Annotated in this window: 21 protein-coding genes, 1 tRNA gene and 1 pseudogene; 20 read left to right on the top strand and 3 right to left on the bottom strand. The window is 70.0% G+C overall.

Features of this window, described 5'->3' with window-relative positions; genetic code table 11:
- Positions 1 to 2 precede the first annotated feature (2 nt).
- On the bottom strand, positions 3 to 800 hold the full coding sequence (locus ACFYSH_RS20095; protein WP_388754132.1) for a phosphatase: 798 nt from the start codon (positions 798 to 800) through the stop codon (positions 3 to 5).
- 95 nt (positions 801 to 895) lie between these two features.
- Positions 896 to 1,510, bottom strand: a complete 615-nt coding sequence (locus ACFYSH_RS20090) for a TetR/AcrR family transcriptional regulator (RefSeq protein WP_359464321.1) — start codon at positions 1,508 to 1,510, stop codon at positions 896 to 898.
- A 98-nt stretch (positions 1,511 to 1,608) separates the two neighbouring features.
- On the opposite strand from ACFYSH_RS20090, the gene ACFYSH_RS20085 reads away from it, so the two are divergent.
- From ACFYSH_RS20085 to glmS, 9 genes are all read left to right on the top strand, one after another.
- Complete coding sequence (locus ACFYSH_RS20085) at positions 1,609 to 3,240, top strand: carboxyl transferase domain-containing protein (protein WP_388754129.1); 1,632 nt, start codon at positions 1,609 to 1,611, stop codon at positions 3,238 to 3,240.
- Between the two features lie 13 nt (positions 3,241 to 3,253).
- On the top strand, positions 3,254 to 5,302 hold the full coding sequence (locus tag ACFYSH_RS20080) for a biotin carboxylase N-terminal domain-containing protein (RefSeq protein ID WP_388754126.1): 2,049 nt from the start codon (positions 3,254 to 3,256) through the stop codon (positions 5,300 to 5,302).
- Positions 5,303 to 5,319: 17 nt separating this feature from the next.
- Positions 5,320 to 6,249, top strand: a complete 930-nt coding sequence (locus ACFYSH_RS20075) for a hydroxymethylglutaryl-CoA lyase (RefSeq protein ID WP_359464782.1) — start codon at positions 5,320 to 5,322, stop codon at positions 6,247 to 6,249.
- Positions 6,250 to 6,257: 8 nt separating this feature from the next.
- Complete coding sequence (locus ACFYSH_RS20070; protein ID WP_359464330.1) at positions 6,258 to 7,424, top strand: acyl-CoA dehydrogenase family protein; 1,167 nt, start codon at positions 6,258 to 6,260, stop codon at positions 7,422 to 7,424.
- Positions 7,425 to 7,478: 54 nt separating this feature from the next.
- A complete protein-coding gene (locus ACFYSH_RS20065; RefSeq protein ID WP_388754123.1) occupies positions 7,479 to 7,721 on the top strand; it encodes a hypothetical protein in 243 nt (80 codons plus the stop codon).
- A gap of 174 nt (positions 7,722 to 7,895) precedes the next feature.
- Positions 7,896 to 8,924: an ABC transporter substrate-binding protein gene (locus ACFYSH_RS20060; RefSeq protein WP_359464333.1), complete on the top strand. Its 1,029-nt coding sequence runs from the start codon at positions 7,896 to 7,898 to the stop codon at positions 8,922 to 8,924.
- Between the two features lie 76 nt (positions 8,925 to 9,000).
- Positions 9,001 to 9,858, top strand: coding sequence for a siderophore-interacting protein (locus ACFYSH_RS20055; protein ID WP_359464336.1), 858 nt, complete (start codon positions 9,001 to 9,003; stop codon positions 9,856 to 9,858).
- 200 nt (positions 9,859 to 10,058) lie between these two features.
- On the top strand, positions 10,059 to 10,334 hold the full coding sequence (locus ACFYSH_RS20050; protein WP_359464338.1) for a hypothetical protein: 276 nt from the start codon (positions 10,059 to 10,061) through the stop codon (positions 10,332 to 10,334).
- A 59-nt stretch (positions 10,335 to 10,393) separates the two neighbouring features.
- On the top strand, positions 10,394 to 12,223 hold the full coding sequence (glmS, locus tag ACFYSH_RS20045; RefSeq protein ID WP_359464340.1) for a glutamine--fructose-6-phosphate transaminase (isomerizing): 1,830 nt from the start codon (positions 10,394 to 10,396) through the stop codon (positions 12,221 to 12,223).
- A gap of 83 nt (positions 12,224 to 12,306) precedes the next feature.
- On the opposite strand, the gene ACFYSH_RS20040 is transcribed toward glmS, so the two are convergent.
- Entirely contained in the window at positions 12,307 to 12,828 is a 522-nt protein-coding gene (locus tag ACFYSH_RS20040; RefSeq protein WP_359464343.1) for a universal stress protein, read from the bottom strand.
- A gap of 824 nt (positions 12,829 to 13,652) precedes the next feature.
- Between ACFYSH_RS20040 and ACFYSH_RS20035 the strand changes: the two genes are divergently transcribed.
- The 11 genes and pseudogenes from ACFYSH_RS20035 to ACFYSH_RS19985 all read left to right on the top strand — a co-directional run bounded on the left by ACFYSH_RS20035 (position 13,653) and on the right by ACFYSH_RS19985 (position 20,377).
- Positions 13,653 to 14,888, top strand: a complete 1,236-nt coding sequence (locus ACFYSH_RS20035) for a helix-turn-helix domain-containing protein (protein ID WP_359464345.1) — start codon at positions 13,653 to 13,655, stop codon at positions 14,886 to 14,888.
- A gap of 10 nt (positions 14,889 to 14,898) precedes the next feature.
- Entirely contained in the window at positions 14,899 to 15,504 is a 606-nt protein-coding gene (orn, locus tag ACFYSH_RS20030; RefSeq protein WP_359464348.1) for an oligoribonuclease, read from the top strand.
- A 150-nt stretch (positions 15,505 to 15,654) separates the two neighbouring features.
- A tRNA-His gene (locus ACFYSH_RS20025) sits at positions 15,655 to 15,727 on the top strand.
- A gap of 141 nt (positions 15,728 to 15,868) precedes the next feature.
- Positions 15,869 to 16,069 (top strand): annotated as a pseudogene (locus ACFYSH_RS20020) (HAD hydrolase-like protein); the annotation flags it as partial.
- A gap of 274 nt (positions 16,070 to 16,343) precedes the next feature.
- Complete coding sequence (locus ACFYSH_RS20015) at positions 16,344 to 16,562, top strand: hypothetical protein (protein WP_388754117.1); 219 nt, start codon at positions 16,344 to 16,346, stop codon at positions 16,560 to 16,562.
- 240 nt (positions 16,563 to 16,802) lie between these two features.
- A complete protein-coding gene (locus tag ACFYSH_RS20010) occupies positions 16,803 to 17,102 on the top strand; it encodes a gas vesicle protein (protein ID WP_359464352.1) in 300 nt (99 codons plus the stop codon).
- Between the two features lie 58 nt (positions 17,103 to 17,160).
- On the top strand, positions 17,161 to 17,604 hold the full coding sequence (locus tag ACFYSH_RS20005) for a gas vesicle structural protein GvpA (protein WP_359464354.1): 444 nt from the start codon (positions 17,161 to 17,163) through the stop codon (positions 17,602 to 17,604).
- 3 nt (positions 17,605 to 17,607) lie between these two features.
- Positions 17,608 to 18,321, top strand: a complete 714-nt coding sequence (locus ACFYSH_RS20000) for a GvpL/GvpF family gas vesicle protein (protein ID WP_359464356.1) — start codon at positions 17,608 to 17,610, stop codon at positions 18,319 to 18,321.
- 33 nt (positions 18,322 to 18,354) lie between these two features.
- Complete coding sequence (locus ACFYSH_RS19995) at positions 18,355 to 18,612, top strand: gas vesicle protein GvpG (RefSeq protein WP_359464358.1); 258 nt, start codon at positions 18,355 to 18,357, stop codon at positions 18,610 to 18,612.
- 26 nt (positions 18,613 to 18,638) lie between these two features.
- Positions 18,639 to 19,205, top strand: coding sequence for a hypothetical protein (locus tag ACFYSH_RS19990; RefSeq protein ID WP_359464359.1), 567 nt, complete (start codon positions 18,639 to 18,641; stop codon positions 19,203 to 19,205).
- Complete coding sequence (locus ACFYSH_RS19985) at positions 19,202 to 20,377, top strand: SRPBCC family protein (protein WP_359464361.1); 1,176 nt, start codon at positions 19,202 to 19,204, stop codon at positions 20,375 to 20,377. Before ACFYSH_RS19990 ends, ACFYSH_RS19985 begins: the two co-directional genes overlap by 4 nt.
- The last annotated feature ends 27 nt before the right edge of the window (positions 20,378 to 20,404 follow it).

Raw genomic sequence — 20,404 nt, 5'->3', positions numbered from 1 at the left:
CGTCAGTCCTGGCCGACCGCGGGGAGCAGCCCCGCCGCGTCCAGCAGGTAGTCGGTCATCGGGTCGTAGTAGCGCGGGTCCGTGACGTGGTCGTCCAGCGGCACGGTGACCTGGAGGGTGCCCTCCGCCTCACCCAGGAACAGCGCGGGGTCGTTGCAGTCCGCGTAACCGATCGAGTCGATGCCGCGCTGCCCCGCGCACCCGGCCCAGCCGTGGTCGGCCACGACCAGGTCGGGCCTCGGCCGGCCCTCGCGCTCCAGGCCGTCCAGGATGGCGGCCATCGGGGCCGGGGAGTGGGTGTGCCACAGGGTCGCCCCCCGCTCCAGCACCGCGACGTCGGCGAACTGGAAGACCATGCCCTCGTCCGCCGTCAGCCCAGCGGGGATCCGTACGATCTCGCATCCGGCGGCCCGCAGGGCGTTCGCGGTCTGCCGGTGCACATCGAGCAGCCCGCCCGGGTGGCCGGTCGCGAACAGGACCCGCTCCCCGTCCGCCGCCGCCTTCCGCAACCGGGCGGCCATCCGGTCCAGGGCGTCGACCGTCAGCTCCGGGTCGATGGTGTCCTGCCCCACCCGGTGCTCGGGGTCGTCGTTGACCCCGCATCTCTCGGCCATGACGGCCAGCACGTCCTGCTCGTCACGCCAGCGGTCGCCGAGCTCGAGCCCCAGCCAGAAGTGGCGGTTGCCGTTGGCGAGCTGGCGGTAGTGGGAGAGGTTGTTGTCACGGGGGGTGGCGACGTCTCCCGCGATACGGGTGCGGACGAGGTGCTCGACGAGGGCGGCGCGGCTGGGTATCGGCATGCACCCATTGTGCCGCCGGTGAAGCGCTGTGTACCCGGTGTCTCGTACGACGGAACGCTCCGGGGGCCGGCCGGCGGGCGGCAGCCGGTGGTCCTTTACGCCGCCGCCGCCTCGAAGGCCCCGCGTGCCAGCCGGTGGAGCAGTGCCGCCGTGGCGGCGCGGTCGGGGAGGGCTTCGGGGCGGGTCAGGTGGGGGGTGGAGTTGAGCAGGCCGAACACCGCGTGGACGGTGACCCGTGCCTCGTTCTCGGCGAGGGTCGGGTAGAGGGCGCGTACGACCTCGACCCAGACCTCGACGTACTGCCGCTGGAGCTGGCGTACGCGCTTGCGGTCGGTGTCGCGCAGCCGGTCCAGCTCGCGGTCGTGGAGGGTGATCAGGGGGCGGTCGTCCAGGGCGAAGTCGATGTGACCCTCGATGAGGGCGTCCAGGAGGGCCCCCGGGGAGCTGTCCCGGGAGGCGCCGTCCTCGGTGACGCGCAGCCTGCCGCCGGCCAGCAGGCGCTCACTGATGCCGACGAGCAGTTCGGCGAGCATCGCGTCCTTGCCGGGGAAGTGGCGGTAGAGACCGGGGCCGCTGATGCCGACCGCCGCCCCTATCTCGTCGACCCCGACACCGTGGAAACCGCGCTCGGCGAAGAGGCGGGCCGCCTCCCTCAGGATCTGTTCGCGGCGGGTGGGAGCCGCGACGCGGGCGGCGGCATGGGTGCTCATGGGGATTCATTCTAGACAGGGCCGTTAGCGGTCGTTAACCTGAGCTCACGCGTTAACGCTCATTAACCACCGCGGTACGGGCAAGGGGGCTCGACAGGATGCAGCAGGCACCGGTCCTGGTGAGCGCGGCCGATCCCGCCTCGGAGGCCTGGCAGGCCAACGAGGCAGGGCATCACGCGCTCACCGAGGAGCTGCGCACGCGGCTCGCCACGGCACGGCTCGGCGGGGGTGAGCAGGCCCGCGCCCGGCATGTGGCGCGCGGAAAGCTGCTGCCCCGCGAGCGGGTGGACACGCTGCTCGATCCGGGCTCGCCCTTCCTGGAGCTGGCACCGCTCGCGGCCGAGGGGCTCTACGGGGGCGCGGCGCCGGCGGCCGGGGTGATCGCCGGAATCGGGCGGGTCAGCGGCCGGGAGTGCGTGATCGTCGCGAATGACGCCACCGTCAAGGGCGGCACGTACTACCCGATGACGGTGAAGAAGCACCTGCGTGCCCAGGAGGTGGCCCTGGAGAACCGGCTGCCGTGTCTGTACCTGGTGGACTCGGGAGGCGCGTTCCTCCCTATGCAGGACGAGGTGTTCCCCGACCGGGACCACTTCGGGCGGATCTTCTACAACCAGGCCCGGATGTCGGGGGCCGGTGTCCCGCAGATCGCCGCGGTCCTCGGTTCGTGCACGGCGGGCGGGGCGTACGTCCCGGCGATGAGCGACGAGGCCGTCATCGTCAGGAACCAGGGCACGATCTTCCTGGGCGGGCCCCCGCTCGTGAAGGCGGCCACGGGTGAGGTCGTCACGGCGGAGGAACTGGGCGGGGGCGAGGTGCACTCCCGCACGTCCGGGGTCACCGACCATCTCGCCGAGGACGACGCGCACGCGCTGCGGATCGTGCGGAACATCGTCGCGACCCTGCCCGGCCGCGCCCCGCTGCCCTGGTCCGTGGAGCCCGCCGAGGAGCCCAAGGCCGACCCGGCGGGCCTGTACGGGGCGGTGCCGGTCGATTCGCGCACGCCCTACGACGTGCGCGAGGTCATCGCCCGGGTGGTGGACGGCTCCCGCTTCCAGGAGTTCAAGGCGGAGTACGGCCAGACGCTGATCACCGGCTTCGCCCGGATCCACGGGCACCCGGTCGGCATCGTCGCCAACAACGGGATCCTGTTCTCGGAGTCCGCCCAGAAGGGCGCCCACTTCATCGAGTTGTGCGACCAGCGCGGCATCCCGCTGGTGTTCCTGCAGAACATCTCCGGCTTCATGGTCGGCCGGGACTACGAGGCGGGGGGCATCGCCAAGCACGGCGCCAAGATGGTCACGGCCGTTGCGTGCACCAGGGTGCCGAAGCTGACGGTCGTGGTCGGCGGGTCGTACGGCGCCGGGAACTACTCCATGTGCGGCCGGGCGTACGGGCCGCGCTTCCTGTGGATGTGGCCGAACGCCAAGATCTCGGTCATGGGCGGCGAGCAGGCCGCCTCCGTGCTGGCCACCGTCAAGCGCGACCAGATCGAGGGACGCGGCGAGGAGTGGCCGGCCGAGGACGAGGAGGCCTTCAAGGATCCGGTCCGCGCACAGTACGAGCAGCAGGGCAACGCCTACTACGCCACCGCCCGGCTCTGGGACGACGGAGTGATCGACCCGATGGAGACCCGGCAGGTGCTGGGGCTCGCCCTGACCGCGTGCGCCAACGCCCCGCTGCCCGAGAAGGATCCCGACGGTCCCGGTTTCGGCGTCTTCCGGATGTGATGTGAGGACTTCCATGTTCAGCACTGTTCTGGTCGCCAACCGTGGCGAGATCGCGGTCCGGGTCATCCGGACCCTGCGCGAGCTCGGTGTGCGGTCGGTCGCCGTCTTCAGCGACGCCGACGCGGACGCCCGGCACGTACGGGAGGCCGATACGGCGGTACGGATCGGGCCCGCGCCCGCAGCGGAGAGCTATCTGTCGGTGGAGCGTCTGCTGGAGGCCGCCCGTCGTACGGGCGCCGAGGCGGTCCACCCCGGTTACGGCTTCCTCGCCGAGAACGCGGGCTTCGCCCAGGCGTGCGCGGAGGCGGGTCTGGTCTTCATCGGCCCGCCCGCTCCGGCGATCTCGCTGATGGGCGACAAGATCCGGGCCAAGGAGACCGTCGCCGCGGCGGGGGTGCCGGTGGTGCCGGGCTCCTCGGGAAGCGGGCTGACCGATGCCCAGCTGGCGTCCGCGGCCCGGGAGATCGGGATGCCCGTGCTGCTGAAGCCGTCGGCGGGCGGCGGCGGCAAGGGCATGCGCCTGGTGCGCGAGGAGGCGCTGCTGGCCGATGAGATCGCGGCGGCCAGGCGCGAGGCACGCGCCTCGTTCGGCGACGAGACGCTCCTCGTGGAGCGGTGGATCGACCGGCCGCGTCACATCGAGATCCAGGTCCTGGCCGACGGCCACGGCAACGTCCTGCACCTCGGCGAGCGTGAGTGCTCGCTCCAGCGCCGACACCAGAAGATCATCGAGGAGGCGCCCTCGGTCCTCCTCGACGAGCGGACCCGTGCGGCGATGGGCGAGGCGGCCGTACAGGCGGCCCGGTCCTGCGGATACACCGGGGCGGGCACGGTCGAATTCATCGTCCCGGGCGGTGACCCCTCCTCGTACTACTTCATGGAGATGAACACCCGCCTCCAGGTCGAGCACCCGGTCACGGAGCTGGTCACCGGCCTCGACCTGGTGGAGTGGCAGCTCCGGGTCGCCTCGGGTGAGCCGCTGCCGCACGCGCAGGCGGACATCACGCTCACCGGGCACGCCGTCGAGGCCCGGGTGTGCGCGGAGGACCCGGCGCGCGGTTTCCTGCCCTCCGGCGGCACGGTGCTCGCGCTCCACGAACCGCAGGGCGGCGGGATCCGGACGGACTCGGGACTCAGCGAGGGCGTCCCGGTCGGCAGCACGTACGACCCGATGCTCTCCAAGGTCATCGCGTACGGCCCCGACCGGGCGACGGCCCTGCGCCGGCTGCGCGCGGCACTGGCGGACACGGTGGTGCTGGGCGTTCCGACGAACGCCGGGTTCCTGCGGCGGCTGCTGGCCCATCCGGCGGTGGCCGCGGGCGACCTGGACACCGGTCTGGTGGAGCGGGAGGCGGACGGGCTGGTGCCGGACGGGGTGCCGGAGGAGGTGTACGCGGCGGCGGCGCTGCTGCGGCAGCCGTCCCCCGCACCCTCCGGGGGCTGGGTCGACCCGTTCTCGGTGCCCAGTGGCTGGCGGCTCGGCGGCACTCCCGCCGAGACCTTCCACCACCTCCGCGTCCCGGGCCACGATCCCGTGCGCGTGGGTCTGCGTACGGGCACGGACGGCACGGCCGCGCTGACGTTCGGCCATGCCGGGGACCGGGAGGGGCCCGCGGACGCGTGCGGTCCGGTGCCGTCCCTGCCGGGCGCGGAGAGGTCCCGGCTCGTCGAGGTGTCCGGGCGGCGCGTCGTCGTCGAACTCGACGGCCTGACGCACACGTTCAGCCGGGCGTCGTCCACGGAAGGGGTCTGGATCGGCCGGGACGGGGACGCCTGGCACGTCCAGGACCACGATCCGGTGGAGGCCTCGCTCAGGGGCGCCGCCCGGTCGGGCGTGGACACGCTCGCCGCGCCCATGCCCGGGACCGTCACGGTGGTGAAGGTCGCGGTCGGCGACGAGGTCGCGGCCGGGCAGAGCCTGCTGGTCGTCGAGGCGATGAAGATGGAGCACGTCATCTCCGCCCCGCACGCCGGCACCGTCACCGAGCTGGACGTCGCCGCCGGCGCCACGGTCGCCATGGACCAGATCCTGGCCGTGGTGGCTCCGAGGGAGGAATCGTGACCGACACCGGACTGCCCATGACGGTGCCCGCGCCGGGGCTGCCCGCCCGGGTCCGTATCCATGAGGTCGGCGCCCGCGACGGGCTGCAGAACGAGAAGACCGTCGTACCGACCGAGGTGAAGGCGGAGTTCGTCCGCCGGCTCGCGGTGGCGGGGCTCTCCACGATCGAGGCCACCAGCTTCGTGCACCCCAAGTGGGTGCCCCAGCTGGCGGACGCGGAGCAGCTGTTCCCCCTGCTCGGGGAGATCGCGGACGTCGGGGACGTGGCACTCCCCGTCCTCGTGCCGAACGAACGCGGCCTGGACCGGGCGCTCGCGCTCGGTGCCCGACGGATCGCCGTGTTCGGTTCGGCGACCGAGACGTTCGCCGCCCGCAACCTCAACCGCACGGTGGGCGAGTCGCTCGCCATGTTCGAGCCGGTCGTGGCCCGGGCGAAGGGCGTCGACGTCCATGTGCGCGGCTATCTGTCGATGTGCTTCGGCGACCCCTGGGAAGGCGCCGTGCCCGTCGCGCAGGTCGTCCGGGTCGCGAAGGCGCTGATGGACCTCGGGTGCGACGAGCTCTCCCTCGGCGACACGATCGGGGTGGCCACCCCGGGCCATGTGACGGCGCTGCTGACCGCGCTGAACGAGGCGGGGGTGCCCACCGGCACGATCGGGGTGCACTTCCACGACACGTACGGCCAGGCGCTCTCCAACACCCTGGCCGCGCTCCAGCACGGAGTGACGACGGTGGACGCCTCGGCGGGTGGCCTCGGCGGCTGCCCGTACGCGAAGAGCGCGACCGGAAATCTCGCCACCGAGGATCTCGTGTGGATGCTCGACGGCCTCGGTGTCGACACCGGGGTCGACCTCGGCGCACTCACCGCCACAAGCGTGTGGATGGCCGAACAACTGGGCCGCCCGAGCCCGTCCCGTACCGTCCGCGCGCTGTCCCACAAGGAGTGAAGCAACCCATGTCCCTTGACCACCGGCTGACCGCCGAGCACGAGGAACTGCGCCGCACCGTGGAGGAGTTCGCGCACGATGTGATCGCCCCGAAGATCGGCGACTTCTACGAGCGCCACGAGTTCCCGTACGAGATCGTGCGGGAGATGGGGCGCATGGGCCTGTTCGGCCTGCCCTTCCCTGAGGAGTACGGCGGCATGGGCGGCGACTACCTCGCCCTCGGGATCGCCCTGGAGGAGCTGGCCCGGGTCGACTCGTCCGTCGCGATCACGCTGGAGGCCGGGGTCTCGCTCGGCGCCATGCCGGTCTACCGCTTCGGGACCGAGGAGCAGAAGCAGCGCTGGCTGCCGAGGCTCTGCTCGGGCGAGGCGCTCGGGGCGTTCGGACTGACGGAGCCGGACGGCGGCTCGGACGCCGGCGGCACACGGACGACGGCCGTCCTGGACGAGGCCGCGGGCGAGTGGGTGATCAACGGCTCCAAGTGCTTCATCACCAACTCCGGTACGGACATCACGGAGCTGGTGACGGTGACGGCGGTCACCGGCCGCAAGGACAACGGCGCGCCGCGCATCTCCGCGATCATCGTCCCGTCCGGCACCCCCGGGTTCACGGTGGCCGCCCCGTACTCCAAGGTCGGGTGGAACGCCTCGGACACCCGTGAGCTGTCCTTCTCCGACGTCCGCGTCCCAGCGGCGAACCTGCTGGGCGAGGAGGGCCGCGGTTACGCGCAGTTCCTCCGGATCCTGGACGAGGGCAGGATCGCCATCTCGGCGCTGTCGACGGGTCTGGCCCAGGGCTGTGTGGACGAGTCGCTGAAGTACGCGAAGGAGCGGCACGCCTTCGGGAAGCCGATCGGCTCCAACCAGGCCATCCAGTTCAAGATCGCGGACATGGAGACGCGGGCGCACATGGCCCGCATCGGCTGGCGGGACGCGGCCTCGCGGCTGCTGGCGGGCGAGCCGTTCAAGAAGGAGGCGGCGATCGCGAAGCTGTACTCGTCGACGGTGGCGGTGGACAACGCCCGCGAGGCGACCCAGATTCACGGTGGCTACGGCTTCATGAACGAGTACCCGGTGGCCCGCATGTGGCGCGACTCCAAGATCCTGGAGATCGGCGAGGGCACGAGCGAGGTCCAGCGGATGCTGATCGCCCGGGAGCTGGGCATGGACGCCTGAGACACGGGGAGCGCCACCCGCCGTGCGGACCGGGACCATGAACCGTTCTTCACCATGCTCGGCCAGATCTTCGGGTGGGTCCCCTCACTCGAAGACCCCTGGCCGAGGATCATCGAAGTACAGCGAGAGCTCGTGAGGATCGGCCACCACCGGGACCTCTCGCCCATCGACGTCCTCATCGCTCTCACAACCCGGCAGCACCGGCTCACCGTGCTGCACGTGGACGACGACTTCGGCGCGATCGCAGAAGTGTGCCCGGACATCGACATGCTGCGCCTCCAGCCGGTCGCCGGCTGAGCCGGGCGTTCGCGACAGCCGCCTTCCCTGGTCACGGGAGGGCGGCTTTCCCGTGTGCGGGTAACGGAACGGCCGCTTCCCTTGCCCTCCCCGCCTACCGCGTGTGAGGTTAGGCTAGCCTTCCCTCGAATCGTCAGCGGGCGCCCTGGGGCGCGTACGAAAGCAGACCCACTCATGTCCAACCTCCGGACCAGCCCACTCTCCCGCCGCGGCCTGCTGGCCGCCGGTGGCGCCGTCGGTCTCGGCGCCGTCCTCGCGGCCTGCGGCGACGGTGACGAGGCGAGTTCCGCCTCGGGTTCGGGTACGGAGAAATCCGGCCCCTGGTCCTTCAAGGACGACCGCGGACAGACGGCCGAGGCCGATTCCGCACCGAGGAACATCGTCGCGTTCGTCGGTGTCGCCGCCGCGCTCCACGACTACGGCGTCGAGGTCAAGGGTGTCTTCGGCCCGACGAAGACCTCCGACGGTACGGCGGATGTGCAGGCCGGCGACCTGGACGTCAGCAAGGTCGAGGTGCTCGGCAACGTCTGGGGCGAGTTCAACGTCGAGAAGTACGCCGGTCTCGCACCGGAACTCCTCGTCACCGCCATGTGGGAGAAGGACGCCCTCTGGTACGTGCCGGACCAGTCCAAGGACAAGATCCTCAAGCTGGCGCCGAGCGTCGCCCTGTGGGCCGCGCAGACCACGGTCCCGAAGGCGATCCAGCGCCACGAGGACCTCGCCGCCTCCCTCGGCGCCGACGTCAAGGCCAAGAAGGTCACCGACGCCAAGGCCGCCTTCGAGAAGGCGGCGGCCCGGCTGCGCGCCGCCGCGAAGTCCCAGCCGAACATCAAGGTCCTGGTCGGTTCGGCCAGCCAGGACCTGTTCTACGTCACCCTCGCCGAGACGGCCGCCGACACCCTGTACTTCCAGGAGCTCGGCGTGCAGTTCGTCGAGCCGAAGGTGAACGCGGCAGGGTTCTTCGAGGAGTTGAGCTGGGAGAACGTCGACAAGTACGACGCCGACATCATCATGATGGACAACCGCTCCTCGGCCCTGCAGCCCGACGCCCTGACCTCCAAGCCGACCTGGACGGGGCTGCCCGCCGTCAAGGCCGGCCAGGTCATCCCGCGCACGACGGAGCCCATCTACTCCTACGACAAGTGCGCACCGATCCTCGACGCCCTCGCCGAGGCCATCGAGAAGGCCAAGAAGGTCGGCTGACCACCCGGCCCGGTCCGGAGCGTCTCCGGGCCGGGCCGTCACCGTTGCCCAGGTTCCGGTTCCGGGAGGACCCCGTATGACGACCGCCACCGCGCCCACCGCACCCACCGCCCCCTACCGGTTCTTCGACCTGACGGTCCTGCGGACCGTCCGGCTGGGTCCGTCGATGCGGAGGATCACTCTCGGCGGACCGGGAAGCGACGGCTTCGTCGCGGGTGGGCGGGACCAGAGCCTCTCCATCTTCCTGCCGCCTGCCGGCCGGACCGAGGCCGTGGTGCCCGTCGACGAGAACGGCGAGTGGTTCCCGGCCTGGCGCGCCCTGCCCCCGGACGACAGGGCGGTCATGCGGTCGTACACCGTGCGCGCCCAGCGGTGGACCGAGGACGGCTCGGCGGAGGTGGACATCGACTTCGCCCTCCACGAGCACGGCGGACCCGCCTGCCGCTGGGCGGAGGCCGCCGCCCCCGGGCAGCGGCTCCTGGTGCTGGGCCCCACCGGTGAGGACAACAACGGGATCCGCTTCCAGCCGCCGCAGGACACCGGGTGGGTGCTGATCTGCGCGGACGAGACCGCGCTGCCCGCCGCCTCGGCCGCCCTGGAGTGGCTTCCGGCCGGCACGAAGGCCCGGGTCTGGCTGGAGGTCCCGCACGGCGAGGACCGGCTGGAGATCCGCACCGAGGCCGACGTACACCTCACCTGGCTCGTCCGGGACGAGGGCGCCCCCTCGGCCGTGGACGCCGTGCGCGCCGCCGACCTGCCCGGGGAGACTCCGTACGCCTGGATCGCCGGCGAGTCCTCCGGGGTCCGTGAGCTGCGCCGCCATCTCGTCCGGGAACGCGAGTTCGACCGCGGACGCGTCACCTTCGTCGGCTACTGGCGCCGTGGGCTGAGCGAGGAGCAGCTGAGGGAGCAGGCCGCGCGGGTCTCCGCGTAGCGGAGGTTGTGGCCGAACTAAGCCGTACCCGTTTCAACCAAACCGCACAGTCGGTCAGACACGACGAGGGCGGACGACGGCTCGGCCCCGGATGGGAATATACGCACCATTTCCGGCATACAGCCCGCACTGGATGAGATTCCTGCCCGATTCCGGGCAGATTTCTTGCGTAGCGACATCCGTCCACGCAGTATCGACGAGTGCTCGAACGCCGCCAGACGCATGACGACCTCATCGACCACCTCGTACGCTCCACCGCGCTCCAGCGCGGTGAGGCCGCCCGGGTGATCCTCGACGTGCTGGCGTACTTCGACGAGACGACCGAGGACTTCGTCCGGCGCCGCCACCGCGAACTACAGGCAGGCGGCCTGGTGAACCCGGAGATCTTCGCGCGGATCGCGGCCGAGCTGCCGCACCGCGCGGTGGCGCCGCAGGAGCTCTCGCTCCGCCAGCTGCGCCGCATCGTCTACGGCTGAGCGGGACGGACGGCAGTCGGGCACCGGACTTTTTGTACGTCGATGGAGGGCAAAGACCTATGTGCGGGATCGTCGGTTACATCGGGAAGCGTGACGTGGCTCCGCTGCTCCTGGAGGGCCTGCAGCGGCTTGAGTACCGGGGATACGACTCCGCGGGCATCGTCATCACGGGCAAGGCCGCGGCGGGGAAGCCCGGCACCCTGAAGATGGTCAAGGCGAAGGGCCGGGTCCGCGAGCTGGAGGCCCGCGTGCCGAAGCGGTTCGCCGGCACCACCGGCATCGCCCACACCCGCTGGGCCACCCACGGCGCCCCGAGCGACGAGAACGCGCACCCGCACCTGGACGCGGAGAACAACGTCGCCGTCGTCCACAACGGCATCATCGACAACGCCTCCGAGCTGCGCGCGAAGCTCGTCGCCGACGGCGTCGTCTTCCTCTCCGAGACCGACACCGAGGTGCTGGTCCACCTGATCTCCCGGTCCCAGGCCGGCACCCTGGAGGAGAAGGTCCGCGAGGCGCTGAAGTCCGTCGAGGGCACGTACGGCATCGCCGTCCTGCACGCCGACTTCAACGACCGCATCGTCGTCGCCCGCAACGGCTCCCCGGTCGTGCTCGGCATCGGCGAGAAGGAGATGTTCGTCGCCTCCGACGTCGCGGCCCTGGTCGCGCACACCCGCCAGATCGTCACCCTGGACGACGGCGAGATGGCCACCCTCAAGGCCGACGACTTCCGTACGTACACCACGGAGGGCTCGACCACGACGGCCACGCCGACCACCGTGGAGTGGGAGGCCGAGTCGTACGACATGGGCGGCCACGACACGTACATGCACAAGGAGATCTCCGAGCAGGCCGACGCCGTGGACCGCGTGCTGCGCGGCCGCATCGACGACCGATTCTCCACCGTGCACCTGGGCGGCCTGAACCTGGACGCGCGCGAGGCCCGCGGCGTCCGCCGGATCAAGATCCTGGGCTGCGGCACCTCGTACCACGCGGGCATGATCGGCGCCGGCCTCATCGAGGAGCTGGCCCGTATCCCCGCGGACGCGGAGCCCGCGTCCGAGTTCCGCTACCGCAACCCGGTCGTGGACCCGGACACCCTGTACGTCGCCGTCTCGCAGTCCGGTGAGACCTACGACGTGCTGGCCGCCGTGCAGGAGCTCAAGCGCAAGGGCGCCCGCGTCCTCGGCGTGGTGAACGTCGTCGGCTCGGCGATCGCCCGCGAGGCGGACGGCGGCATGTACGTGCACGCGGGCCCCGAGGTCTGCGTCGTCTCCACCAAGTGCTTCACCAACACCGTGGTCGCCTTCGCGCTGCTCGCCCTGCACCTGGGCCGCATCCGCGACCTGTCGGTGTCCGACGGCAAGCGGATCATCGAGGGCCTGCGCAAGCTGCCGGAGCAGATCGGCCAGATCCTCGAATCCGAGGACGAGATCAAGAAACTGGCCGAGGAGTACGCGGGCGCGCAGTCGATGATGTTCATCGGCCGCGTCCGGGGCTACCCCGTCGCGCTGGAGGCCTCCCTGAAGCTCAAGGAGATCTCGTACATCCACGCCGAGGCCTACCCCGCCTCGGAGCTCAAGCACGGTCCGCTGGCGCTCATCGAGCCGGCGCTCCCCACGGTCGCGATCGTCCCGGACGACGACCTGCTGGAGAAGAACCGGGCCGCGCTGGAGGAGATCAAGGCCCGCAGCGGACGCATCCTCGCCGTGGCCCACCGCGAGCAGGAGAAGGCCGACCACACGATTCTCGTCCCGAAGAACGAGAACGAGCTGGACCCGATCCTGATGGGCATCCCGCTGCAGCTGTTCGCGTACCACACGGCGCTGGCCATGGGCCGTGACATCGACAAGCCGCGCAACCTGGCGAAGTCGGTCACCGTCGAGTAGGACGGGCACCCGCCCCCGCCTGCCGCCCCGGAGGCAAAGGCACCAGGAAGGCCCCTGACGGTGCGTCAGGGGCCTTCCGGCGCTCAGGGGATGACGATGACCGGGCGCTGGGCGCGGCGCGCGAGGCGGCCGGCCACGGACCCGAAGATCCGGCCCACGATGCCGTGCGTCGAACCGACGACGATGGCGTCGGCCGAATACTCCCGGCCGACCTCCTCCAGCTCGTGGCAGATGTCGCCACCGCGCTCCACGAGCACCCAGGGAACCTCGGCGAGATAGTCCGCACAGGCCAGCTCCAGGCCGAGGACCTCCGTGCGGTGGTCGGGCACATCGACGAAGACGGGCGGCTCGCAGCCGGCCCAGACCGTGGTCGGCAGACGGTTGGCCACATGGACGATGATCAGGCCGGAGCTGTGCCGGTTCGCCATGCCGATGGCGTACGCGAGGGCCCGCTCGCTGGACATGGAGCCGTCGAAACCGACCACGACGCCATGCCGGAAGGCGGGATCGCAGGAAGGGCGCGGCTCTACGACCGGCTGCGGTACCGACCCGGGGTCGGCTACCTGCTTGCGGTCTGCGGGTTCGGGGATTTCGTGACCGGCCATCGGTGTCTCGGCGAAGAGAGTCCTCGTGAGGAGGGGAGCGGTTTGGAGGTGTACCTGCGAGCGGTGAAGCTGTGTCCGGGAAACATCTTCCCAACCCCTTACCCCCAAGGGTACGGCGCCACCCCTTCACTGCCCAGCCCTCGCACAGCGCAGGCGGCAATGGAGGGAGCATGCCGGACACCGCCCCGTATGGCAATGCCGGTTGCGTCCTACATCCAGCTCGTGAAGGCTCCGACGGGTTCCGATCACACCCTCCGGTCGGCTTCTCGCGGGCCCGAAAAGGGCAGCCGAATGCGCCAAACGGGCCTCCGGTCCGGACCGTCACATTCCGCCACCGCGTGACCGCACATCGTTCACCTCCGGCGTCCGGACGGCCCCGAGGGGCCTAAGAGGCGCACAGAGGCTTCTGAGGTCAGGGGGCGTACGCCGGTCTCATGACTGGATTACGCGCATGCAACCATCGGTTTTCAGCCAACTTCACCACGACTTGGTTCCCTTGCCTTCACGGCCGCTCAACCCGCGTGCCACCAGGCAGGAATAGACCGCGCGGTACGCTTTGACCCTATGGGGACGGGCCATGATCGCGATGCGCACTTCCCTGCGGGGCTCGCGAGTGAAACGCTTCGTGATCGAACGCTTCGCGCCAAGTTGCCTTGTCGACATAGTGCCGGTGGGGGAACGTGTCACGTCGGCGTCACGGGACCCAGTAGATTCGATCATGAGTGTCGAGGACTGGGGACGCGTGCGAGACCGAGGGGAAACGTGCAGGAGCGACAGGCCCGTAGGGACCAGGAAGACGCGAACACCGAGGGGGGCTTAGCGTCATGAGCCAGGACTCCGCCACCGCAACGGAGGCCGCACGGAAACTGACCGGACGGCGACGCCGGGAAGTCGTAGCCGTACTGCTGTTCAGTGGCGGCCCTATATTCGAGAGCTCCATTCCGCTCTCCGTCTTCGGGATCGACCGGCAGGACGCGGGCGTACCGCGTTACCGCCTGCTGGTCTGCGGGGGCGAGGACGGACCGCTGCGCACCACGGGCGGGCTCGAACTCAGCACGCCGTACGGCCTGGAGGCGATCAGCAGGGCCGGCACCGTCGTGGTGCCCGCCTGGCGGTCCATCACCTCCCCGCCGCCGGCTGAGGCATTGGACGCGCTGCGCCGCGCCCATGAGGAGGGTGCCCGCATCGTCGGGCTCTGCACGGGGGCCTTCGTCCTCGCCGCGGCCGGCCTGCTGGACGGCCGTCCGGCCACCACACACTGGATGTACGCACCGACGCTGGCCAAGCGCTATCCGTCGGTGCACGTCGATCCGCGTGAGCTGTTCGTCGACGACGGCGATGTGCTCACCTCGGCCGGGACCGCGGCCGGAATCGATCTGTGCCTCCACATAGTCCGTACCGACCACGGCACGGAGGCGGCAGGCGCGCTGGCCCGCCGGCTCGTCGTACCGCCGCGGCGCAGTGGCGGCCAGGAGCGCTACCTGGACAGGTCTTTACCTGAGGAGATCGGCTCCGACCCGCTCGCCGAGGTCGTGGCCTGGGCGCTGGAGCACCTCCACGAACAGTTCGACGTGGAGACGCTGGCCGGGCGCGCCTACATGAGCAGGCGGACCTTCGACCGCAGGTTCCGTTCGCTCACGGGCAGCGCACCGCTCCAGTGGCTCATCACCCAGCGCGTGCTGCAGGCGCAGCGGCTGCTCGAGACCTCCGACTACTCGGTGGACGAGGTGGCGGGCCGCTGCGGCTTCCGTTCGCCGGTCGCGCTGCGCGGGCACTTCCGCCGCCAGCTGGGGTCCTCCCCCGCCGCGTACCGGGCCGCCTACCGGGCCCGGCGTCCACAGGGCGGGGTGCTGGAGAGCGTCAGCACGGTGCTGGAGACGTCCGTACCCGCGCAGGGAACGGCGTCGTCGAGCCGGAGGGCCGCAGCGGCGTCCTCCTCCGGCCCGTCCCCGCTCACCGCGGCAGCCACTTCCGGCGGCCCGGTGGAGCGCCTCGGGCCTGGTCCCGAGGCGTATGTTCCGGGCCGCCCGGCCCTGCCGGGGCAGCGCACAGCCCCGTAGGGTGGGGGCCATGAACGACCGCATGGTGTGGATCGACTGCGAGATGACCGGGCTCTCGTTGGCGGACGACGCACTCATCGAGGTGGCCGCACTGGTCACCGACTCGGAACTGAACGTGCTCGGCGAAGGGGTGGACATCGTGATCCGCCCGCCGGACGCGGCCCTGGAGACCATGCCCGAGGTGGTGCGGCAGATGCACACCGCCTCGGGCCTCCTCGACGAGCTGGCCGGGGGTACGACCCTGGCCGACGCCGAGGAGCGGGTCATGGCGTACATCCGCGAGCACGTGAAGGAGCCGGGCAAGGCCCCGCTGTGCGGGAACTCGGTCGGCACCGACCGTGGCTTCCTGGCGCGCGACATGCCGTCACTGGAGGGCTACCTCCACTACCGGATCGTCGATGTGTCCTCGGTCAAGGAACTGGCGCGCCGCTGGTACCCGAGGGCGTACTTCAACAGTCCGGACAAGAACGGCAACCACCGGGCACTGGCCGACATCCGCGACTCCATCACGGAGCTGCGTTACTACCGGGACGCGGTCTTCGTGCCGCAGCCCGGCCCGGACTCGGCCCGCGCCAAGGAGATCGCGGCGCGCCACACGCCGGCCGCCGGGGCGTAAGGGCTGTCCCGTAATCCCTGGCGGGCGCACAGCCGCTGGTCACGGGCCCTCCGGGGCCCGTGCACCCTCCCGGAACAACTCGTGCGCGAGCACCCTCTCGGACCCTGTACACTTTTTCTCGGCCGGTCAGAAAAGCGACCGGGCGACATGGTGGGTATAGCTCAGCTGGCAGAGCACCTGGTTGTGGTCCAGGATGTCGCGGGTTCAAGTCCCGTTACTCACCCTGAATGATCAAGGCCCGACCTGCGAAAACAGGTCGGGCCTTCGTCGTGCCCGGACCTCGGGGGATATAGCGGGTGGTCAGTCCCTCACCGACTCCCGGCCTGACCATCGTGTCGCTCCCCCTCGGCGGGCAGGCCACTTAATCCTGTACGTGGGCGACCGCGTCGACAACGATCTCCGTCCCGCCGTCGCGGCCGGGATGCAAACCGCGCTCGTCCACCGCGGCCCCTGGGCGACGATCCAGTGGAACACCCTGGAAGCACAGGAACTCCCGACCTTCCGGATCGAGAGCCTCCTCGAGCTGTCTCCGCTGATACGCGACCTCAACGGGACAGAGCACTGACGGTCGTCGACCACCCGTACAACCGCTCGTCGAGGGCGCACACACTGTTCGTGCTGGTGGGGGGCCAGGGACTGGCGCACCTCGCGGACGCGGTCCATACCGGTCGCGTACCACGTGCGCTCCAGCTGGTCGAGCGCACGGACTGCGTAGTCACACGCGGCCCCGAGCTCCCCGGCCGCGGTCTCGACAGCGGCCAGGTCCGCGAGAACCACCGACCGCTGTTTCTCCTCCGTCGCGGGCAAGCTCCGACACCGCCGGTGGCGCCCAGGTGTGGGTGAGCCGTGAGGACGGCGCCGCCGCCACCGCAGCCGGTGGAGAGGATGTCTGGCAGTACGGCCCCGGGTTCCTGTGGGAGGAGATCGAGCAGACCTGGCTGGAGTACACGGCACTCGGGCACCCCGATGCCGACCAGTTCGGGCTGACGGTGACCGACCGGAGACAGCGGGTCCGGCTTCGCGATCCGCACGCGGTCATCGAGCCGGCCAGGCGTTGACCGCGCCCCGGGTCCGCCCTCTGCCATGGCACCCGGCCCTGTTGATCCCTGCCGCGTCTCCCTCGACGCGGCAGGGCTTTTGCGCGCACCTGCGTGCCGAACATCCGCAGCTGTGTGGAAGGCGTGAGCATCGTTCATGCATACGTTCGGGTCTCATGGGCACGCGAACTGCAGCCCCGAACGAATGGCTGACCGAACGAACCGACTGGAAGCCACCATGACGCGCGGCAGGTGACATACATGGCGACGACAGAAAACACCGAGAGCGATCACGGCAGCAAAGGCCGGGTCGATGTCTCCACGGCGATGCGCAACGCAGCCGAGCAGCTTGCCCAACTCCTGCAGCGCGCACCCGATTCGGTGTCCTCGCTGAATGCGACGGACGACGGGTGGACCGCGCATGTGGAAGTCGTCGAGATCGAGAAGATCCCGGACACCATGAGCGTGATGGCCTCCTATCGCGTGAACCTCGACGGCCAGGGCCAACTCGTGGGTTACGAACGAATTCGACGGTACTCGCGGGGGCAGGTCGACCGCTGATCTGCCCGCCGGGCAGCCGTGACCGCAGGAAGACCACTCATTGGAAGGAAGACCGACCATGAGTCTCGTGCAACAGAGCAACGCCTCCAACAGCGGGGGCGGTTCCGGAAATCTCTACGACGTCCTTGAGCTCATTCTCGACAGGGGGCTCGTCATCGATGCCTTCGTTCGTGTCTCGCTCGTCGGGATCGAGATCCTCAAGATCGATGTACGTGTCGTCGTGGCCAGCGTGGACACGTATCTGCGCTTCGCCGAAGCGTGCAACCGGCTGGACCTGGAATCGGGCCGCAAGGCTCCCACCCAGCTGACCGACATAGTCGGGGACACGATGGAGAGCGGCGCCAAGGGAAAGTCGAAAGGCGCGCTGACCGGCGCGGTCGAAGCCTTCACGGATTCACTCCAGGGTGGCCGTGACGACTCCGAGGAGAAGGAGAAGCGGCCGGCGCGCAAGTCCTCCGCTTCGAGCAGCAGCCGTCGTACCGCCCAGCGGCGGGAGGAGTAACCCATGCCGACCTACATCTACGCCATCACCGCCGCCGACCACCCTCTGCGGCTGGACGGCCTGTCCGGTGTCGGGGAACCGGCCTCGGACCTGCGGACCGTCACGACGGACACGCTCGGCGCGGTGGTCAGCGACGCGCCGGACGGACTACGGGCGAAGCGACGTGATCTCGTCGCGCACCAGAACGTGCTGGAGCGGCTGATGGCCGACGGCGCCGCGCTGCCGATGCGCTTCGGTCTCGTGGGTCCCGACGACGAACAGGTCCGTGCCGCGCTCGATCAGGGGAAGGACAGCTACACGGCGCGTCTTTCCGAACTGGACGGCCGTCTCGAGTACAACCTCAAGGTCTCCCGCGAAGAGGAGAGCCTGCTGCGGGAAATTCTCACGGAATCGCAGGAGGCCCGGCGGCTCAGCGAGTACACCCGGCAGAATCCGGGCGCACAGGACCAGAAGATGGCCCTCGGCGAGCTCGTTTCGCGTGAGATCCAGGCACGGCAGGAAGCAGTGGGAAAGGACGTGGCGAACGCGCTCGCGTCCGCCGCGGAACGGGTCTCCGAAGGAGAACCCACGAAGACCCACTTCCTGAACGTGTCCTATCTCGTGCGACGCGACGAGGCGTCCGCCTTCTCGCAGGCGGTGCACGAAGAGGCCGAGCGCCGGGGTGACGACTACACGTTCGCGCTCAACGGCCCGCTGCCGCCCTACAGCTTCGTCTGACGTACATCCCTCGCAGAGGGGAGGCACCACTTCATGGGCCTCATTTCGCACCTGCTCACTCTTCCGCTGGCCCCGGTACGCGGTACGGCGTGGGTCCTCGATCAAGTGGTGCTGGCCGCAGAGCGTGACCACTACGATCCGGGCCCCGTACGCACGCGATTGGCCGAGCTGGAACGTGAACTGCTGAGCGGAGAGATCGACGACGAGGAATTCGACCGGCGCGAGGACGAACTACTGGATCGGCTCGCCGATTGCGAGACCTATCAGAGACGTCTGAACGAGAATTCATGACCCTGGGAGATTGAGGTGCACAGCAGATGACCGGCAACGCGAAGATAGGTGTGGCCCTCGTGGGCGGATACCTACTGGGTCGTACGAAGAAAGCCAAGTTGGCGATCGGCTTCGGGATGTTCCTGGCCGGCAAGAAGCTGAACCTGGACCCGAAGCAGCTCGGCAGGATGCTGGCGGACTCGCCGCTCCTCGGCACGCTCAACGACCAGGTTCGCGACGAACTGGTGGGCGCCACGAAGAAGGCCGCCACCAACGCCCTCACGCAGCGCGCGACCGGCCTCGCGGACTCCCTGCACAAGCGCACCCTGGAGCTCGACGATCCGTCCCACGGGCGGGCGGATGACGCGCAGGACGACGAGGACCGGGACGACTCGGACGGCACGGACGACTCGGACGACTCGGCCGCCGGGGACACGGGCGGCGGGGGCGCCGACGAGAAGCCGGCCCCGCGCCGCTCGACCGGGGCCAAGAAGGCCGCCAGGTCGGCGGGCAGCGCCCGGAAGAAGGCTGCTCCGGCCACGCGCAAGGCCGCCTCGGGGGCCCGCAGGACGGCTTCGCCGAGCGCGCGCCGCGAACGGGGTGGCAGCAAATGACTGACACGGCTTTCGGCAGGCTCAAGGACGACGTGGTGAAGAACCCCGCCACCGACCGTCTCAAGGAGGAACTGCAGGACTACCTCCGCGCCCGGGCCCAGCACGCGGTCACCCACCTCGGTCACAAGCTCGGGGAGGGGGTCGGCAGGCTCGCGGACGGCAAGGGCTCCCCCGGCGGCGCGGTGAAGAGCCTCGCCAAGGGCGGTAAGGCGCTCGGCGAGGGCAAGTCACCGGCACAGGCTGCCGTCAGCGCCGGCGCCTCCCATCTGAAGGACGCCGTCAAGGACAAGGTCAAGGGACTCTTCGGCAAGGGGCGCAAGGGCGGCGGGGGCAAGTCGAAGAGCGTCACGATCAGCGAGGACATCGACGTCGGTGTGCCCGTGCGCGAGGCCTACGACCAGTGGACCCAATTCCAGGAGTTCAGCACCTTCGCCAAGGGCGTCGTGAGTGTCGAGAAGGCTGACGACACCAGCAGCAACTGGAAGGTGAAGGTCGCCAAGTCCACGCGCAGCTGGAAGGCGAACGTCACCGAACAGGTGCCGGACGAGCGGATCACCTGGACCACCGAGGGCGCCAAGGGCACGGTCAAGGGGGTGGTGACCTTCCACGCCGTGACCGACAACCTGACGCGGGTGCTGCTCGTTCTCGAGTACTTCCCCAAGGGGCTGTTCGAGAAGACCGGCAACATCTGGCGTGCCCAGGGCCGCAGGGCCCGCCTCGACCTGAAGCTGTACCGCAAGTTCATCATGATGCGCGGCGAGGCGACCGACGGGTGGCGCGGTGAGATCCGCGACGGCGAAGTCGTCCTGGAGCACGACGAGGCCGTGGAGGACGAAGAGGCCCGCGCCCAGGAGGAGAACGGCCCCGACGCGGAGCACTCCGAGCCCGACGACACCGATGCGGAGTCCGGGCACACCGACGCGGAGGACGAGGATCCCCACGCGGAGGACATCGACGAGGAGGACGAGCCCGAGGAGGACGAAGAGCTTCCCCCGGAGGACGAGGACGACGAAGAGCTCCCGCCGGAGGACGAGGAAGACCTGCCGGAGGACGAGGAGGCCTACGAGGACGCGGAGGAGGAACCCCTTGAGGACGAGTCCGAGACCGAGGACGAAGCAGAGGAGGAGCCGGCCCCGCGCGCCCGGCGCCGTACCGCTTCCGCCCGCAGCTGACATGCCCCACCCACAGCACGAGGGGAC

The organism is Streptomyces sp. NPDC005791 (genome assembly GCF_042871485.1).
In the GTDB taxonomy this organism is placed as follows: domain Bacteria; phylum Actinomycetota; class Actinomycetes; order Streptomycetales; family Streptomycetaceae; genus Streptomyces.
This window is presented reverse-complemented; position numbering and strand designations above follow the sequence as displayed.

Excerpts from the sequence above, each read along its gene's own strand:
- orn (WP_359464348.1), top strand. The coding sequence starts at position 14,899 with ATGAACGACCGCATGGTGTGGATCGACTGCGAGATGACCGGGCTCTCG.
- ACFYSH_RS20000 (WP_359464356.1), top strand. The coding sequence starts at position 17,608 with ATGCCGACCTACATCTACGCCATCACCGCCGCCGACCACCCTCTGCGG.
- ACFYSH_RS19995 (WP_359464358.1), top strand. The coding sequence starts at position 18,355 with ATGGGCCTCATTTCGCACCTGCTCACTCTTCCGCTGGCCCCGGTACGC.
- ACFYSH_RS19985 (WP_359464361.1), top strand. The coding sequence starts at position 19,202 with ATGACTGACACGGCTTTCGGCAGGCTCAAGGACGACGTGGTGAAGAAC.
- ACFYSH_RS20040 (WP_359464343.1), bottom strand. The coding sequence starts at position 12,828 with ATGGCCGGTCACGAAATCCCCGAACCCGCAGACCGCAAGCAGGTAGCC.
- ACFYSH_RS20035 (WP_359464345.1), top strand. The coding sequence starts at position 13,653 with ATGAGCCAGGACTCCGCCACCGCAACGGAGGCCGCACGGAAACTGACC.
- ACFYSH_RS20085 (WP_388754129.1), top strand. The coding sequence starts at position 1,609 with ATGCAGCAGGCACCGGTCCTGGTGAGCGCGGCCGATCCCGCCTCGGAG.
- ACFYSH_RS20060 (WP_359464333.1), top strand. The coding sequence starts at position 7,896 with ATGTCCAACCTCCGGACCAGCCCACTCTCCCGCCGCGGCCTGCTGGCC.
- ACFYSH_RS20065 (WP_388754123.1), top strand. The coding sequence starts at position 7,479 with ATGCTCGGCCAGATCTTCGGGTGGGTCCCCTCACTCGAAGACCCCTGG.
- ACFYSH_RS20005 (WP_359464354.1), top strand. The coding sequence starts at position 17,161 with ATGAGTCTCGTGCAACAGAGCAACGCCTCCAACAGCGGGGGCGGTTCC.
- ACFYSH_RS19990 (WP_359464359.1), top strand. The coding sequence starts at position 18,639 with ATGACCGGCAACGCGAAGATAGGTGTGGCCCTCGTGGGCGGATACCTA.
- ACFYSH_RS20090 (WP_359464321.1), bottom strand. The coding sequence starts at position 1,510 with ATGAGCACCCATGCCGCCGCCCGCGTCGCGGCTCCCACCCGCCGCGAA.
- ACFYSH_RS20010 (WP_359464352.1), top strand. The coding sequence starts at position 16,803 with ATGGCGACGACAGAAAACACCGAGAGCGATCACGGCAGCAAAGGCCGG.
- glmS (WP_359464340.1), top strand. The coding sequence starts at position 10,394 with ATGTGCGGGATCGTCGGTTACATCGGGAAGCGTGACGTGGCTCCGCTG.
- ACFYSH_RS20095 (WP_388754132.1), bottom strand. The coding sequence starts at position 800 with ATGCCGATACCCAGCCGCGCCGCCCTCGTCGAGCACCTCGTCCGCACC.
- ACFYSH_RS20075 (WP_359464782.1), top strand. The coding sequence starts at position 5,320 with ATGACGGTGCCCGCGCCGGGGCTGCCCGCCCGGGTCCGTATCCATGAG.
- ACFYSH_RS20080 (WP_388754126.1), top strand. The coding sequence starts at position 3,254 with ATGTTCAGCACTGTTCTGGTCGCCAACCGTGGCGAGATCGCGGTCCGG.
- ACFYSH_RS20055 (WP_359464336.1), top strand. The coding sequence starts at position 9,001 with ATGACGACCGCCACCGCGCCCACCGCACCCACCGCCCCCTACCGGTTC.
- ACFYSH_RS20070 (WP_359464330.1), top strand. The coding sequence starts at position 6,258 with ATGTCCCTTGACCACCGGCTGACCGCCGAGCACGAGGAACTGCGCCGC.